The sequence below is a fragment of the Streptomyces sp. NPDC005374 genome, assembly GCF_042872225.1.
Taxonomy (GTDB): Bacteria; Actinomycetota; Actinomycetes; order Streptomycetales; family Streptomycetaceae; genus Streptomyces.
The window spans coordinates 125,819-140,359 of the sequence record NZ_JBIAKA010000008.1 but is presented as its reverse complement, the minus strand read 5'-3'; the positions used below and the strand labels follow the sequence as shown (position 1 = coordinate 140,359).

The 14,541-nt window shown below is 69.9% G+C and carries 12 protein-coding genes; 2 read left to right on the top strand and 10 right to left on the bottom strand.

Translation table 11 applies throughout. The annotated features are described in order from the left end of the window. Positions 1 to 34 precede the first annotated feature (34 nt). The 5 genes from ACFYRX_RS21535 to ACFYRX_RS21515 form a co-directional block, all read right to left on the bottom strand. Positions 35 to 1,678 carry an ABC-F family ATP-binding cassette domain-containing protein gene (locus ACFYRX_RS21535; RefSeq protein ID WP_389101936.1) on the bottom strand — a complete coding sequence of 548 codons (1,644 nt, stop codon included), beginning with the start codon at positions 1,676 to 1,678 and terminating at the stop codon, positions 35 to 37. Positions 1,679 to 1,726: 48 nt separating this feature from the next. Then, entirely contained in the window at positions 1,727 to 2,755 is a 1,029-nt protein-coding gene (locus ACFYRX_RS21530) for an oxidoreductase (protein ID WP_389101933.1), read from the bottom strand. 201 nt (positions 2,756 to 2,956) lie between these two features. Beyond that, complete coding sequence (locus ACFYRX_RS21525; RefSeq protein WP_389101931.1) at positions 2,957 to 4,657, bottom strand: BCCT family transporter; 1,701 nt, start codon at positions 4,655 to 4,657, stop codon at positions 2,957 to 2,959. Positions 4,658 to 4,746: 89 nt separating this feature from the next. Continuing rightward, complete coding sequence (locus ACFYRX_RS21520; protein ID WP_389101929.1) at positions 4,747 to 5,985, bottom strand: M14 family metallocarboxypeptidase; 1,239 nt, start codon at positions 5,983 to 5,985, stop codon at positions 4,747 to 4,749. Beyond that, positions 5,982 to 7,949: a Xaa-Pro dipeptidyl-peptidase gene (locus tag ACFYRX_RS21515; RefSeq protein WP_389101927.1), complete on the bottom strand. Its 1,968-nt coding sequence runs from the start codon at positions 7,947 to 7,949 to the stop codon at positions 5,982 to 5,984. Before ACFYRX_RS21515 ends, ACFYRX_RS21520 begins: the two co-directional genes overlap by 4 nt. A 162-nt stretch (positions 7,950 to 8,111) precedes the next feature. On the opposite strand from ACFYRX_RS21515, the gene ACFYRX_RS21510 reads away from it, so the two are divergent. Continuing rightward, positions 8,112 to 9,614, top strand: a complete 1,503-nt coding sequence (locus tag ACFYRX_RS21510; RefSeq protein WP_389101925.1) for a M1 family metallopeptidase — start codon at positions 8,112 to 8,114, stop codon at positions 9,612 to 9,614. A 14-nt stretch (positions 9,615 to 9,628) separates the two neighbouring features. Here ACFYRX_RS21510 and ACFYRX_RS21505 read toward each other — a convergent pair whose 3' ends face one another. The 4 genes from ACFYRX_RS21505 to ACFYRX_RS21490 all read right to left on the bottom strand — a co-directional run bounded on the left by ACFYRX_RS21505 (position 9,629) and on the right by ACFYRX_RS21490 (position 12,873). Beyond that, positions 9,629 to 10,315, bottom strand: a complete 687-nt coding sequence (locus ACFYRX_RS21505) for a DUF6766 family protein (protein WP_389101923.1) — start codon at positions 10,313 to 10,315, stop codon at positions 9,629 to 9,631. Between the two features lie 86 nt (positions 10,316 to 10,401). After that, positions 10,402 to 10,815, bottom strand: coding sequence for a hypothetical protein (locus tag ACFYRX_RS21500; RefSeq protein ID WP_389101920.1), 414 nt, complete (start codon positions 10,813 to 10,815; stop codon positions 10,402 to 10,404). Between the two features lie 60 nt (positions 10,816 to 10,875). Continuing rightward, on the bottom strand, positions 10,876 to 11,364 hold the full coding sequence (locus ACFYRX_RS21495; RefSeq protein WP_389101917.1) for a macro domain-containing protein: 489 nt from the start codon (positions 11,362 to 11,364) through the stop codon (positions 10,876 to 10,878). Positions 11,365 to 11,406: 42 nt separating this feature from the next. Then, complete coding sequence (locus ACFYRX_RS21490; protein WP_389101914.1) at positions 11,407 to 12,873, bottom strand: amino acid permease; 1,467 nt, start codon at positions 12,871 to 12,873, stop codon at positions 11,407 to 11,409. A gap of 186 nt (positions 12,874 to 13,059) precedes the next feature. Between ACFYRX_RS21490 and ACFYRX_RS21485 the strand changes: the two genes are divergently transcribed. After that, complete coding sequence (locus ACFYRX_RS21485; RefSeq protein WP_389101912.1) at positions 13,060 to 13,821, top strand: MerR family transcriptional regulator; 762 nt, start codon at positions 13,060 to 13,062, stop codon at positions 13,819 to 13,821. Here the strand turns inward: ACFYRX_RS21485 and ACFYRX_RS21480 are convergent. Further along, entirely contained in the window at positions 13,798 to 14,523 is a 726-nt protein-coding gene (locus tag ACFYRX_RS21480) for an SDR family NAD(P)-dependent oxidoreductase (RefSeq protein WP_389101909.1), read from the bottom strand. The genes ACFYRX_RS21485 and ACFYRX_RS21480 overlap by 24 nt on opposite strands. Between the last annotated feature and the right edge of the window lie 18 nt (positions 14,524 to 14,541).

The window sequence follows — 14,541 nt, the reverse complement described above, 5'->3', positions numbered from 1 at the left end:
CGGTTCGTGGCTGGTCGCGCAGTTCCCCGCGCCCCTAGGGGGTTTCTGTCACCTTGCCTGATGAGAGCTCCAGGCGCCGGGTCACGTGGACCGCGTCCAGCATTCTGCGGTCGTGCGTCACCAGTAGCAGCGTGCCCTCGTAGGCGTTCAGGGCCGATTCGAGCTGCTCGATGGCAGGCAGATCGAGGTGGTTGGTCGGCTCGTCCAGGACCAGGAGGTTCACTCCTCGGCCCTGCAACAAAGCGAGGGCCGCCCTCGTGCGCTCCCCCGGCGACAGTGTCGCCGCCGGGCGCAGGACGTGGTCCGCCTTCAGGCCGAACTTGGCCAGCAGGGTGCGGACTTCGGCGGGCTCGGTGTCGGGGACGGCCGCCCCGAACGCGTCCATCAGGGCCTCCGGGCCGTGGAAGAGCTTGCGGGCCTGGTCGACCTCGCCGATCAGCACGCCGGAACCGAGGGAGGCCTGTCCCGCGGTCAGCGGCACCCGGCCCAGCAGGGCGCCCAGCAGCGTCGACTTGCCCGCGCCGTTGGCGCCCGTGACCGCCACCCGGTCCGCCCAGTCGATCTGGAGGGAGACCGGGCCGAGCACGAACTCGCCCTGACGTACCTCGGCGTCCCTCAGGGTCGCGACGACCGCGCCGGAGCGCGGGGCCGAGGCGATCTCCATCCGCAGGTCCCACTCCTTGCGGGGTTCCTCGACGACGTCGAGGCGTTCGATCATGCGCTGGGTCTGGCGGGCCTTGGCGGCCTGCTTCTCGCTGGCCTCGCTGCGGAACTTGCGGCCGATCTTGTCGTTGTCGTTGTTCGCCTTGCGCCGGGCGTTCTTGACGCCCTTGTCCATCCACGAACGCTGCATCTGCGCCCGGTCCTGGAGCGCGGACCGTTTGTCGGCGTACTCCTCGAAGTCGTCGCGGGCGTGGCGGCGGGCCACCTCCCGCTCCTCCAGATAGGCCTCGTAGCCGCCGCCGTAGAGGTTGATCTGCCGCTGGGCGAGGTCGAGTTCGAGGACCTTGGTGACGGTGCGGGTGAGGAACTCGCGGTCGTGGCTGACGACGACCGTGCCGGTGCGCAGGCCCTTCACGAACCGCTCCAGGCGCTCCAGGCCGTCCAGGTCCAGGTCGTTGGTCGGCTCGTCGAGGAGGAAGACGTCGTAGCGGGAGAGGAGGAGGGAGGCGAGGCCCGCCCTGGCCGCCTGGCCGCCCGAGAGGGAGGTCATCGGCTGGTCGAGGTCCACGGCCAGGCCCAGCGAGTCGGCGATCTCCTCGGCCCGTTCGTCGAGGTCGGCGCCGCCGAGGTCGAGCCAGCGCTCCAGGCTCGTGGCGTACGCGTCGTCCGCTCCCGGTGCCCCGTCGACCAGGCCCTGCGTCGCCTCGTCCATGGTGCGCTGGGCCTCGGCGACGCCGGTGCGGCGGGCCAGGAACTCGCGGACGGTCTCGCCCGGGCGTCGCTCCGGCTCCTGCGGGAGGTGGCCGACGGTCGCCGTCGGCGGGGAGAGCCTGAGCTCGCCCTCCTCCGGTGCGAGCAGCCCGGCGAGCATCCTGAGCAGCGTGGACTTGCCGGCGCCGTTGGCCCCGACCAGGCCGATCACGTCTCCGGGCGCGACGACGAGGTCGAGCCCGCTGAACAGGGAGCGGTCGCCGTGGCCGGCGGCGAGGTTCTTGGCGACAAGGGTGGCAGTCATCAGACCGCCGATCCTAGTCGCCGTACGGGATGACCTGCGCTCCGGTTTTCAGCGGGCCATCGTCTCCACCAGGACACTTCCCGAGGTCCGTGCCACCACGAACGATTCCCCCTTCACCGCCTTGGCGTCCAGGGCGATCCGGTGCCGGCCCGCCTCCAGCAGGCCGTCGAAGACCTCGTGGGCGTGGGTGCGGTAGAGCCGGTCGAGGCGGTACGCCGTCAGCCGGACCCGGCACGGTGAGGTGATCTCGACGCCGGCCTCGCCGTCGGCGGCGACCAGGCGGGTCATCCGGCGCTGTTCGACCGGGCTGCGGTCCAGGGCGTGCTCTATCTGGGCCACGAGGAGCGGGATGATCGGGGCGAGGCCGACGACATAGGTCACCTCGACGCCCGCGCCTTCGAAGGAGCGGCGTACGGCGGCACGTTCCTCCTCGGTGACCGCACGGCCGAAGGCGACGGCGCCGTAGCCGCGCAGTTCGTCGGCGGGGACGCCGGCCACGCCGTGGGTGATGTCGGCGCCGATGCCGATGGTGCGCAGGGCGGCGGCCAGCTTGGCGAGGACGGCGACGCGGGCGCCGATGAGCAGGACGCGTCGGCGACCTCCCTCCGGGTCGCCGCCGCCCTGGAGCAGGGAGTCGAGCGCCGCGCGGTACTCGTCGCCCCGGAAGCGGAAGGGGCCGATGCCGTGGTAGCCGTTGAGCTGGAGGTCCACGGCCTCCTCCGTCTGCCAGGCGAACTCCCGCCAGACGAAGTCGTCGCCCTCCCGCTCGATGACGGCGGTGACGGCACCGCAGGCGAGGTCCTCGCACTCGGGGCAGCCGTAGATGATGTGACGGCCGCCCGGAAGCGGGGCGTCCGTCTCGCCCAGGAGGCTGCGGACCTGGGCGGTGAAGATCGCGGGTGGGACGTCGGAGGCGAGTGGGGACACGGCGTCGAGGTCGGAGAGCTGGAAGAGGAGCGGGCGGCCGTCGACGATGAAGTCCACGAAGTCCCGGTGTACCTGGAAGTCCCCGTTGGCGAGGACTCCACCGGCACGCATCGCCGGTGCCAGGCCGAAGGTCGCGTATGCGCCAGACATGCTGTGAGTATTCCCGCCTCGGGGCGGTCTGAGCATGGCATGAGGCATTCCGTCGGCGCCGGGTGCCGCGGTCTCCGGGCTTCCACGAGGAATGGGTGCCACGCCCCTGGCCCACCGGCGTACGCACGGTCGAATGGGTAGGGGACGCGGCGGCCCTGGACGAGACGGACGGACTCGCCTCGTCCTGGCCGTGCGCACCGGTCAGCCGTGGTCGTGGCCCAGGGGGTCGCCCTCAGTGTCCGTGCCGGGGCCCGGGCCGACCTTGATCTCGAAGTCCCCGTCGTACTTCTTGTGGCCCTCGATCACGGCGAGTTCGACGGCCTCGGAGCCCATCTCACCGCGCACGATGAGCGGGTCCCTGCGCAGGTCGCGCATGAGGGCGACGCACATGCCGATCATCACGAGGACGAAGGGCGCGGCAGCCAGGATCGTGAGGTTCTGCAGGCCGGTGAGGGCGTCGCCCTGGCCGCTGCCGACGAGCAGCATGATGGCGGCGACGGCTCCGGTCACCACACCCCAGAACACGACGACGAAACGGCCTGGTTCGAGGGCGCCCCGCTGGGAGAGCGTGCCCATCACGATGGACGCGGCGTCCGCTCCCGAGACGAAGAAGATACCGACCAGGATCATCACGAGCAGGCTGCTGGCGGTGGCGAGGGGGAACTCCTGGAGGACGCCGAAGAGTTGGCCCTCGGGGGTGTTCTCGCCGCCGAGCGCGCCGCCCTCCTTCAGCTTCATGGCCGTACCGCCGAAGATCGCGAACCAGACGAGGCTGACCGTGCTGGGCACGAGGATGACACCGCCCACGAACTGCCGGATCGTGCGGCCGCGGCTGATGCGGGCGATGAACATGCCGACGAAGGGCGTCCAGGAGATCCACCAGGCCCAGTAGAAGACCGTCCAGCTGCCGAGCCAATCCGCGACGCCCTTGCCGCCGCTGGCCTCGGTCCGGCCGGCGAGCTGGGGCAGGTCGCCGAGGTAGGAGAAGACCGAGGTGGGCAACAGGTCCAGCACGATGATCGTGGGGCCCGCGATGAACACGAAGACCGCGAGGATCAGGGCGAGCACCATGTTGGTGTTGGACAGCCACTGGATGCCCCGCTCGATGCCGGAGACGGCCGAGAGCACGAAGGCCAGGGTCAGCACGGCGATGATCGAGACGAGCAGCCCGGTGCTGACGTCGTCCATCCAGTCCAGTTCCCGGAATCCGGAGCCGATCTGGAGGGCACCGAGACCCAGGGAGGCCGCGGAGCCGAAGACGGTGGCGATGATCGCGAGGATGTCGATCACCCGGCCCGCGGTGCCGTTCGCGTGCCTCTCCCCGATGAGCGGGGTGAAGACGGCGCTGATGGTCTGGCGCCGGCGCTTGCGGAAGGTGCTGTAGGCGATGCCGAGGCCGACCACCGCGTAGATCGCCCAGGGGTGCAGGGTCCAGTGGAAGAGGGTGGTCGCCATCGCCGTCTCCATGCGGTCACCGGAGTTGGCGGGATTCGTGCCCGGAGGCGGGGTCGTGTAGTGCGAGAGCGGCTCGCTGACGCCGTAGAACATCAGGCCGATTCCCATGCCCGCGCTGAACATCATGGCGACCCAGGAGACGGTCTTGAACTCGGGCTCCTCGCCCTCGGCGCCCAGGTGGATGCGGCCGTAGCGGCTCATCGCGAGCCACAGGGCGAACACCACGAAACACGAGGCGGCCAGCATGAAGGCCCAGCCGCCGTTGTGGATGAGCCCGTTCAGCATGGTGGTGGAGACGTCCTCCAACGAGTCCGTCGCCGCCCACCCCCAGATCACGAAAGCCAGGGTGATGGCGGCGGTGACTCCGAACACCACCCGGTCGGTCTGGTGGCCGAGAACGCCCGCGGGATCCTCCCGGCCACCTCTCTTCTGCAGGTCTTCAGTCATCTGCGGCACCTTCCCCTGGGGCGGTGGATACGCCGGTTTTCACACCAGTTCCCCAGGACCTACCACACGTGCCGCAGATCTCGACCGATTCAACAACCGGTGTCGGGCTCCCCGGCGGTGAGGTGGTAGGGAGCGCGTGCGTCGAGGAGCAGGGCGACGAGGGCGCGCAGGGGCTGGCGCAGCGGGACGTAGGTCCCCTTCGTCCTCACTCCGTGCAGGGCGAGTTCGTCCTTCACCTCCGTGTACTGGGCGTCGGTGAGCCGGTAGCCGCAGGGCGGGTCCTGGATCACCTCGGCGGGTTCGGGCGGGTCGTTGTCGGCACCGCCGACGTACACGGGTCCGGTGTCGGCCTGGTGACGGGCCTCGGTGGTGGCCTCCTCGAGTTGCGCGCGACGGGCGCCGGTGAAGGTGAACAGGCCTTTCAGAGCAGCCAGTTGGGAGTTCACCCGGCGCCGGTTGTTGCCCGCCTCGTCCGTGTCCCCGAGGGGCTCGACCCGGCTCTCGATCAGCAGGCCGACCGCGTGCTTGACGCCGGACATGTTGCGCAGGATGCGTTCCTGGCCGTCGCCGGCGACCTGCTTGATCGGATCGCCGGTGACCGGGTCGGTCCAGATGCCGTACGTACCGGTCGAGTAGCCGGCTTCCTGGGCGGCAGGGCGTACATACGCCTGTGAGAGGGTCTCGGCCTCGTCGTGGACGGCCGCGTCGGTGTTGGGGTTGCGGGGCCAGAGGTCGAAGAGGTCCTTGTCGTAGTAGCGCGGGGTGGCCGTGTACTCGTGCAGGTCGTAGATCACGTCCGGTTGCCGGTCGCGGATCACCCTCGCCATGGCGCGGGCCTCGGCGGTGGCCAGAGCGAGGTGGTCGCGGTTGACGTCGACGCCGTCGCTGTTGCCCCGGGTGTCGGCGGCCCGGCCGTCGGGGTTGGCGGTGGGCACGACCAGCACGGTGGTGCGGTCGAGGAAGCGCCGGGTGCGGGCGTCCCTCGCGTACGCCAGGTCGCGGACCGTGGTGAGACAGGCCTCGCGGCCGGAGGGTTCGTCGCCGTGCTGGCTGCAGACGAGGAGGACCTTGGTGGGGGCGTGGCGGGCGCCCACCTGGACGAGATGGAGGGGGCGGCCCTGTTTCGTCGTACCGATGCGGCTGAGGGAGGCTCTGTCGCTCCTGTCGACCTGGGTGAGGAAGTCCTGCTCCTCGGACCCGGACGTCCAGCGGGCGCCCTCGGTTCTTTCGAACCCGGTGCGGGGCGGGGTCTCGGCCGCGTGGGCCGGCGCGGCGACCAGGGATGCGACCAGGGCCGCCGCGCCCACGATGACGGTTCGGATCGTCATCCGCCCTCCGGGACCCGGTGGACGGTGCTCGGTACCCGGACGCCGTCGAGTGCCGTGGCCTTGTCCGGTACGACAGTCCCGGCGCCCTTCGTGGCGTGCGCGAAGGCGGCCGCGCCGCCGACCAGCGGGACGAGGGCCGACGTACGGGACAGATCGATCGTCAGCGTCGGCCTGGTGGACGGCGGGTCGATGAGGTCCTTGTCGGTGCCCGCGACGATCAGGGCGAGGCGGTGGCCCGCCGGGACGACGTGGTCGGTGGCGCCGAGGTCGAGGGTGATGGTGTAGGCCCTGCCGGGGGTGAGCGGGACGCCCTTGCCGGGGTCGGCGTAGTTGCCGAGGTCGGCCCAGCCGCGGCTGACCACGGTGTGGTCGACGGCGGTGGTCTTCGCCTGGGTCTGCTTGAAGCAGGCGCTGTCGCCGGTGGTGCTCAGACCCCAGCAGGTGCGGTCGGTCAGGGTGCTGATCCCTTCCCCGCTCGCCGCGTAGTCGCGGATGGTGTCGGGGCCGAGGTCCACGAGGACGGCGGACAGGTGGGCCGTGGAGGTGGTCGGGGTCGCCGTCACCTGGACCTTGGAGGAACCGGACAGACGGAGGTCCCTGGTGAGGGTGCCGGTGGTGAAGCCCGCCTTGTCGGGGGTCGAGGTGTCGATCTGGGCGGCCCAGTCGGTCTCGCTCAGTGCCGGGTTGTCGGTGAAGGTCTCGTTGCCCTTGGCCCTGGTCAGGCCGAGGGTGCCGACGCCCGGCTGAGTGCCCTTCGCGGGACGCAGAGTGGCCGCCGAAGTGCCGCGCGGGGGCCAGGACTTCGAGGTGACCCACTGGTCGGGGTGGCGCTCGATGTCGGCCATGGGCTCGCGGTCGATGCCGTTGGCGTAGCCGAGGAGTTCGTGGTCGAACCAGCGGTGCAGGGTGTCGACCCAGGCCGCGCGGCGGAAGTCGAAGGGGTCGACGTGCCCGGTCTGGGAGAGCCAGATCTTGCGCTCGACGCCGTTCTTCGCGAGGGCGTCCCACCACGGACCGAGGTGCTGGAGGCGGACGTTGAGGTCCTGCATGCCGTGGATCGCGAAGACGCTGGCCCTGACCTTGCGTGCGTCCTTGACGTAGTCGCGCTCGGTCCACAGCGGGGTCCGGTCACCGGTGCGGGGCGCCTGGTCGACGAGTTTCCGCTGGACGGCGGCGCACCTGGCGCGGGCGTCTGGGCTGTCGACGTAGTCGGAGAGCCAGTCCGGGCCGGAGTCGTAGAGCGGGGCGCCCTTGGAGAAGTAGTAGTCGTACCAGTCGGAGATGGCGCTGATGGGGACGATGGTCTTCAGGCCCTCGACGCCGGTCGCGGCGACGCCGTTGGCGATGGTGCCGTCCCAGCTCTTGCCGATCATGCCCGTCCTGCCGTTGGTCCAGGTGGCCCTGGTCTTCCCGGTGCCCGTGCGGGTCGTGTAGGCGGTGGCCCGGCCATTCAGCCAGTCGACCACTGCCTTGGCCGACTGGATGTCGGAGCGACCGCCGACGTCCACACAGCCGTCGGAGCGGTTGGTGCCGGCGAGGTCGACGCCGACGAAGGCGTAGCCGCGGGGCACGAAGTAGTTGTCGTAGAACAGCGGCATCTGGACGACGTGGCCGTTCGCGTCGTACGTCTTCAGCTGGCTCTCGTTGCCGCGTCCGCAGCAGGAGTAGTACGGGCTGGCGTCCATGATGACCGGGACCTTGCGGCCCTGTTGCGCCGGTTCGCGGGGCCGGACGATGTCGACGGCGACGCGGTCGGTCCTTCCGTCACCGTCGCCGTCGAGCCGGGTGTCCACCCAGACGGCCTCGCGGACGGCGTTCTCGTACGAGTAGACGGGTTGGCTCTCGCGCGGAGTGGCCTGTGCCTGGGCGGTCGCGGGCGTGAGGAAGGTCGCCAGCAGGGCGGCGGTGGCCGCCGCGGCTGTCGCGAGCGGTCTCCAGATCGTGAAGCGCGTGCGTTTCGACATGCGCCGGACGGTACTGCGGTCAACTCCCGCACAAAAGAGGGCCTCTTGGGTCCATGACGGCCGAATGGCGATCGTGTGACGGGTGCGGCCGTGGACACGGCCGGCTCACAGGTGGTGAATAGGCTGCGAACAGACTTCGTCCCCCCACGACTTGGAGTTCTTGTGCACCGCAGACTCTTCGCACCGGGCGCACTCGCGACGGCTTCCCTCATGCTGGCGATCCCGGCGTCGGCGGCGAGCTCCTCCCCGGGCGCTCCGGGTATCGGCGACCCCTACTACCCGGCCTACGGCAACGGCGGCTACGACGTCTCCCACTACGACCTGCGGCTGAAGTACCAGCCGGCGACGGACGAACTGGAGGGCACGGCGACCCTCCTGGCGCGCACCACTCAGGATCTGTCCCGTTTCGATCTGGACTTCCTCCTCGACGTGAGCGAGGTGCGGGTCAACAACGCGAAGGCGTCGTTCACGACCTCGGGTGAGCATGAGCTGGAGATCACGCCGAGGACACCGCTGGCGAAGGGCACCCCGGTCACGGTGGTGGTCCGGTACAGCGGGGTGCCGTCGTCGAAGCAGGCGTACGGCTTCACCAGCTGGCACCGCACTCCCGACGGGGGTGTCGGGGCGAACGAGCCCGAGTCGGCGTGGTGGTGGTTCCCGAGCAACGACCATCCGCTCGACAAGGCCACCTACGACGTGTCGGTCCTGGTGCCGGACGGCAGCCAAGCCATCTCCAACGGCACGCTCCAGTCGACGAGTTCACGGCTCGGCTGGACCCGCTGGAACTGGCGCTCCGACAAGCCGCAGGCCACGTATCTGGCGACACTGGCCGTCGGCCGGTTCGACATCACGACCGGGACGACCGACGGCGGCATCCCGGTCGTCAACGCATACAGCAAGGACCTCGGCGCCAACTACGGCGCGGCGCGGGCCAGCGTCGAGCGGACAGGGGAGATCGCCGACTGGCTGAGCGGCTGGTTCGGGCCGTATCCCTTCGACGCGCTCGGCGGCTATGTGCCGAACACGAACACCGGGTACGCGCTGGAGACGCAGACGCGGCCCTTCTACAGTCCTCGACAGTTCGCGAACGGGTCGAACACCTCCGTGGTCGTGCACGAGCTGGCCCACCAGTGGTACGGCGACCTCGTGTCCGTGCGGGGCTGGAAGGACATCTGGATCAACGAGGGCTTCGCCCGGTACGCGCAGTGGCTGTGGTCCGAGCACGAGGGCGAGGGCACGGCGCAGGAACTCGCCGACTACGTGTACGCCTCGCATCCGGCCGACGACGCGTTCTGGACCGTGAAGCCGGGTGACCCCGGGCCCGAGAACCAGTTCGACATCGCCGTCTACGACCGGGGTGCGCTGGCTCTCCAGGCACTGCGGAACGAGATCGGTGACAAGGCGTTCTTCGCGGTGCTGAAGGGCTGGCCGCAGAGGTACGCGTACGGCAACGCCTCCGTCGGCGACTTCCGGGCGTACGCCGAGGAGGTGTCCGGGCAGTCGCTGACCGCGCTGTTCGACACCTGGTTGTTCCAGCCGTCGAAGCCGGGGGCGCCGGCGGCCCGGGGCGCGTCAATCGCCGAGGCCGTGGGGACCGCGGGGGCTGTCGTACAGCCGAAGTCGTGGAAGAAGATCGCAGCGACGGACGACGTGCACGCCAATTAGTGCTGAGGGCGGTCCTATCCTTCGACACCCGTCGAGGTGTGGGCCGCCCCCACCGGCTTGGACTCCGGTGAGCCGCGCTGTCTGAGGTAGACGGAGAGAATGGCCATGGAGGCAACCGCGAGGAGTTCGGACTGCCAGTTCTGCAGGGTCCGGCTCCAGAAGTCCGCGGAGCCGATATAGCTTCCCCAGCTCACGGGGGTCTGGAGTTGGCGGAGCTGCTCCTCGTTGTACGCGGCGACACCACTGATCGACTGAGCCAGCCAGGAGAAGGCGAACAGGGTGCCCATGACCAGGCCGAGGGAGCGGGAGTAGAGCGCCTGGCGCACTCCACCGGCACCGGCCCATCGTGGGGAGTCCTGGCGGGCGTACCGTCCCGCCCGCTGATCCCTGTCGGACTCGGTTCCGGCTTTGTGCATCTCCTTCGATTCGGGCGAGCCCCGCTGCAGGAGCCAGACGGTCGCGGTGATGTAGAGGAAGAACTGCAGATACTCCGACTGCCAGTTCTCCGACACGTCGACGGCGAAGTCGGACGACATGAGGTATTCGCCGAATCCGACCTGGGTGAGTCCTTCGGTGGCGAGCTGGTTGTTGAAGTCCGCCTGGCCCGCGATCGCCTGGCCCGCGAGGGCCATCAGGAATCCGATGCCGAAGACCAGGCCGAGACCGTTGTCGCGCAGAAAGCCGCGGGTGCGTGTGCTCATCGGTGCATCAGCCCCAGGACGGTGATGTAGACGAGGCCGCTGAGGACGACGACCAGGCAGAGCGTGAACATGGTCCGCATATGTCCTCAGCCTCCCTTGATCGTGCACTGGTACGGCCGGCCCGGGCGGGGCGTGCACCCCGCGGCGACGACCTTCCAGCCGTCGGGGAACAGGGAGAGGAACAGGGTGTCCGTGTCCAGGACGACACGGGCCTGTCGGCCGTAGACGTCCACGCGGTGGGTGGCGCCACCGAGGGGGAGGTCCTGTGCGGCGATCGCCTTCGCGCAGTTCGCCTTCTCGGAATCCTCCAGTTCGCCGCGGGTTTCCGGCGCGAGGACCGCGCAGAGGCCGTTCGCATCGTCGGTACGGAGCAGCCTCTCGAATACGGCCGCGGTGGATTCGGCGTCCGAGCGGCGGTCTCCGACGCTGCCGCAGCCCGCGAGGGCCGGTCCGATCAGGGCCAGGAATACCAGCGTGCCGCTGCGGAGCACCTTTCTCACACCGGCCGGGTACCCGATCTCCCCGGATCCAAGAATCGGGCCGGACGGCGAGGTCCTGGGTCAGCTCCCGCTGCCCCCGTGGTCGTAGACCGTGACCGAGAGGCCCCGCTTCAGGAGCCGCTCGACGATCAGCGGCTCCACACGGGACCACTTTCCGCCGGCCAGCCCGCACCCTATTCGTGGCATGTGCACGGAGGCGCCGAGCTCCACGGCCTTGTCGGCCAGCCGCCCCAGCGCCACGTCGATCGCCTCGTAGCGCACCGGGACTCCCTTGCTGCCCCTGCGTATGCCCCGCTGCCCGACCATGTTGGCCACCCACACATAGGGCTCGACCTGCACGAACTGGACCGCTCCCAGTCCGAAGTCGCCGGCGGCGCGCCCCCGGTGCCAGGCACGGTAGGCGGCCTCCGGCTCGGGCCAGCGGCTCGAGAGGGCGACGACGAAGCCCTTCCCCCACCCGCCGATGTCGTTGCAGACGTGCGCGATCAGCTTGACGCCCTTCACGGACGGGACGGTCGCGTCGCCTCGGATGTACTTGATCTCCCCCATGACGCCACCGTAGAGGTCACCACTGACAACAACGGCCGCTGCTCAGTCCGTGAGGCCGGTCAGCTCGCGGTCCGCCGTGCGGTCGACCTGGCGGCGGACGCCGAACCAGCCCGCGACCAGGAGCACGGCGATCACCGGGATCAGGAGCAGGGTCCTGCGGCCGACCTCGGGGTCGTTCCACATCATGCCGAGGCAGGCCAGGAGGAAGGCGATCGTGGTGATCTCCGTGGCCGGACTGAAGCGGAGGCGGAAGAAGGGGCGGGCCACCAGGCCCTCCCGCGCACGGCGGACGAAGACCAGGTGGCAGACCATGATGATCACCCAGGTGCTGATGACCCCGAGAGAGGCGATGTTCAGGACGATCTCGAAGGCCTGGCTCGGCATGAGGTAGTTCAGGCCGACGCCGAGGACGCAGACCGCGCAGGTCAGCAGGATGCCGCCGTAGGGGACCTGGCTGCGGTTCATGCGTGCGGTGAACCTCGGTGCCGAGCCGGCCGCCGCCATGGAGCGCAGGATGCGGCCCGTGGAGTAGAGGCCCGAGTTCAGGGACGACATCGCCGCCGTCAGGACCACCAGGTTCATCACGTCGCCCGCCGCCGGGATGCCGATCTTCGACAGGACGGTGACGAAGGGGCTCTCGTCGGCCGAGTACACCGAGCCGGGGAGCAGCAGGGCCAGCAGGACGACCGAGCCGACGTAGAACAGGCCGACGCGCCACATGATCGAGTTCACCGCGCGCGGGACGACCTTCTCCGGTTCCGCGGTCTCGCCCGCCGCGACACCGACCAGCTCCAGCGCTGCGTACGCGAAGATCACGCCCTGCATGACGAGGACGACCGGCATCGCGCCGTGCGGCAGGAGGCCGCCGTTGTCGGTGATCACGCTCGGGCCGGGTGTGCCGCCGCCCACGTCGTGCTGTGTGGCCAGCAGGAAGATGCCGATCAGCATGAAGCCGACGAGTGTGGCGACCTTGATGATCGCGAACCAGAACTCCATCTCGCCGAACATCTTCACCGAGATCAGGTTCACGGTCAGGACGACGGCCAGCGCGATCAGGGCCAGCGTCCACTGGGGGATGTCCGTGAACAGGCTCCAGTAGTGCGTGTAGAGCGCGATCGCGGTGATGTCGGCGATGCCGGTCGTCGACCAGTTCAGGAAGTACATCCAGCCGGCGACGTAGGCGCCCTTCTCGCCGAGGAACTCGCGCGCGTACGACACGAAGGAGCCCGAGGAGGGGCGGTAGAGGACCAGTTCGCCCAGCGCCCTCACGACGAAGAAGGCGAAGATGCCGCAGACCAGGTAGGCGAGCGCGAGCGCCGGGCCCGCGGTGTGCAGGCGTCCTCCGGCTCCCAGGAAGAGGCCGGTGCCGATGGCCCCGCCGATGGCGATCATGTTGACGTGGCGGGGCTTGAGGTCCTTGCTGTAGCCGGCGTCGCCCGCGTCGGCGGGCATCTGGGCCACGTCGGTGCGGGAGGCGGCCTGTACCGATGGCACGGCGTCCTTGCTCACGGATGATCCACTCTCTGGTGCGCCCCGGGGGGTCTCGCTCGGGTGTCCGGACGTGCGTCGGCCCGTACCTCCTGACGGAGGGCGCGGGCCGAGGGCTCGCCTGCCCCGCACGCCACTTCCCACACGGTGGCGGCCGTCACAGAGGGTGGGTTTCACAGCGTTGGTGAGACAGCGATACTGCTGCACATGACGACCGACGCCTCCCCCGATGGCCGCGATGCCGATCACGACGCCGACGACGTCGAGGGCGACGCCGGGGGGCCGACGCTCACCGTCGACGAACTGGCCGCGCGGGCGGGTGTCACGGTCCGCACCGTGCGTTTCTACGGCACGCGGGGGCTGCTGCCGCCGCCGGTGATCGGTCCCCGCCGGGTCGGTCACTACGGCCGTGAGCACCTCGCGCGCCTGGCACTGATCGAGGAACTCCAGCAGCAGGGCATGACGCTGGCCGCGATCGAGCGGTACGTGCAGCAGTTGCCGGCCGGATTGAGCGCCCACGACCTGGCGATCCACCGGGCCGTGGTGGCCTCCTGGGCCCCTGACCTCGTGGAGCGGGTGACATGGGAGGAACTGCGGCGGCGGGCGGGGCGGGCGCTGAGCGACGACGACGTGGAGCGGCTCGCCGCGATGGACGTGGTGCGGCGGGACGGCGACGCCTGCCTGGTCGACCTGGGGCTGCTCCGGCTGGGTGTGGGGCTGCTCGACGTGCCGCTGTCGCAGGAGGCGATCCTGGCTTCGCGGAAGGTGCTCATCGAGCACTCCCGGGCCGCCGCGCACGAGTTGTCGCAGCTTTTCCGGGGCGAGGTGGCCAGGCGCGACGCCCAGGACGTGAGGTCGCTGTCCGCGCACATGCAACCCCTGGTGGTGCAGGCCCTGTTGACGGCCTTTCAGCGTTCCCTGAAGGAGGAGCTGCGGGGGTGGGCGTCAGAGGTAGGCGGAGCCTCCTGACACGTTGAGGGTCTGCCCGGTCAGGAAGCCGCTGCCCTCGTCGACGACGTACAGCAGGGTCGAGACCAGGTCGGCCGGCACCTGCGTCCTTACGACGGCCTGTCCGGAGCGGACGTACTCGAAGCCGCCGTCCGCGCCGACCGTGCGCTCGGCGGTGGCCGTGCGGACCATGCTGGGCGCGATGGCGTTGACCGTGATGCCGTGGCGGGCGACGGCCGCGGCGAGCGAGCGGGTGAAGCCGATCAGGCCCATCTTCGAGGCGACGTAGGGGACCATCGTGGGCGGTGCGGTGAGGACGGCCGCCGAGGTGATGTTGACGATACGGCCCCACCCGGCGGCCTTCAGATACGGCAGCGCCGAGTGCGTCACCAGGAAGGGGCCCTCCAGGTTGACCCGCATGACCCGGCGCCAGTCCTCGAGTGTGGTCTCCTCGAAGGGCTTTGCCGGGTAGACGCCGGCGTTGTTCACCACCACGTGCAGTGCGCCGCATCGGTCGATGATCCGCTCCAGCCCCTCCCGCACGGTGTCCGGGTCGCTGACGTCCCCGACCAACTCCACGTAGTCCGGGATCTGTTCGGCCGTCCGCGGCTGCGGCTCCAGATCGAGCCCCGCGACCCGGTAGCCGTGCCCGGCGAGCGCGACGGCGAACTCCTGCCCGAGGCCCTGTGCGGCTCCGGTCACCAGGGCGGTACGCGTCTGCATGCGCCGAGTCTGATGAAA

Coding starts and splice junctions, on each gene's coding strand:
- ACFYRX_RS21485 (WP_389101912.1), top strand. CDS start 13,060: ATGACGACCGACGCCTCCCCCGATGGCCGCGATGCCGATCACGACGCC.
- ACFYRX_RS21535 (WP_389101936.1), bottom strand. CDS start 1,678: ATGACTGCCACCCTTGTCGCCAAGAACCTCGCCGCCGGCCACGGCGAC.
- ACFYRX_RS21515 (WP_389101927.1), bottom strand. CDS start 7,949: ATGTCGAAACGCACGCGCTTCACGATCTGGAGACCGCTCGCGACAGCC.
- ACFYRX_RS21520 (WP_389101929.1), bottom strand. CDS start 5,985: ATGACGATCCGAACCGTCATCGTGGGCGCGGCGGCCCTGGTCGCATCC.
- ACFYRX_RS21530 (WP_389101933.1), bottom strand. CDS start 2,755: ATGTCTGGCGCATACGCGACCTTCGGCCTGGCACCGGCGATGCGTGCC.
- ACFYRX_RS21505 (WP_389101923.1), bottom strand. CDS start 10,315: ATGAGCACACGCACCCGCGGCTTTCTGCGCGACAACGGTCTCGGCCTG.
- ACFYRX_RS21495 (WP_389101917.1), bottom strand. CDS start 11,364: ATGGGGGAGATCAAGTACATCCGAGGCGACGCGACCGTCCCGTCCGTG.
- ACFYRX_RS21525 (WP_389101931.1), bottom strand. CDS start 4,657: ATGACTGAAGACCTGCAGAAGAGAGGTGGCCGGGAGGATCCCGCGGGC.
- ACFYRX_RS21480 (WP_389101909.1), bottom strand. CDS start 14,523: ATGCAGACGCGTACCGCCCTGGTGACCGGAGCCGCACAGGGCCTCGGG.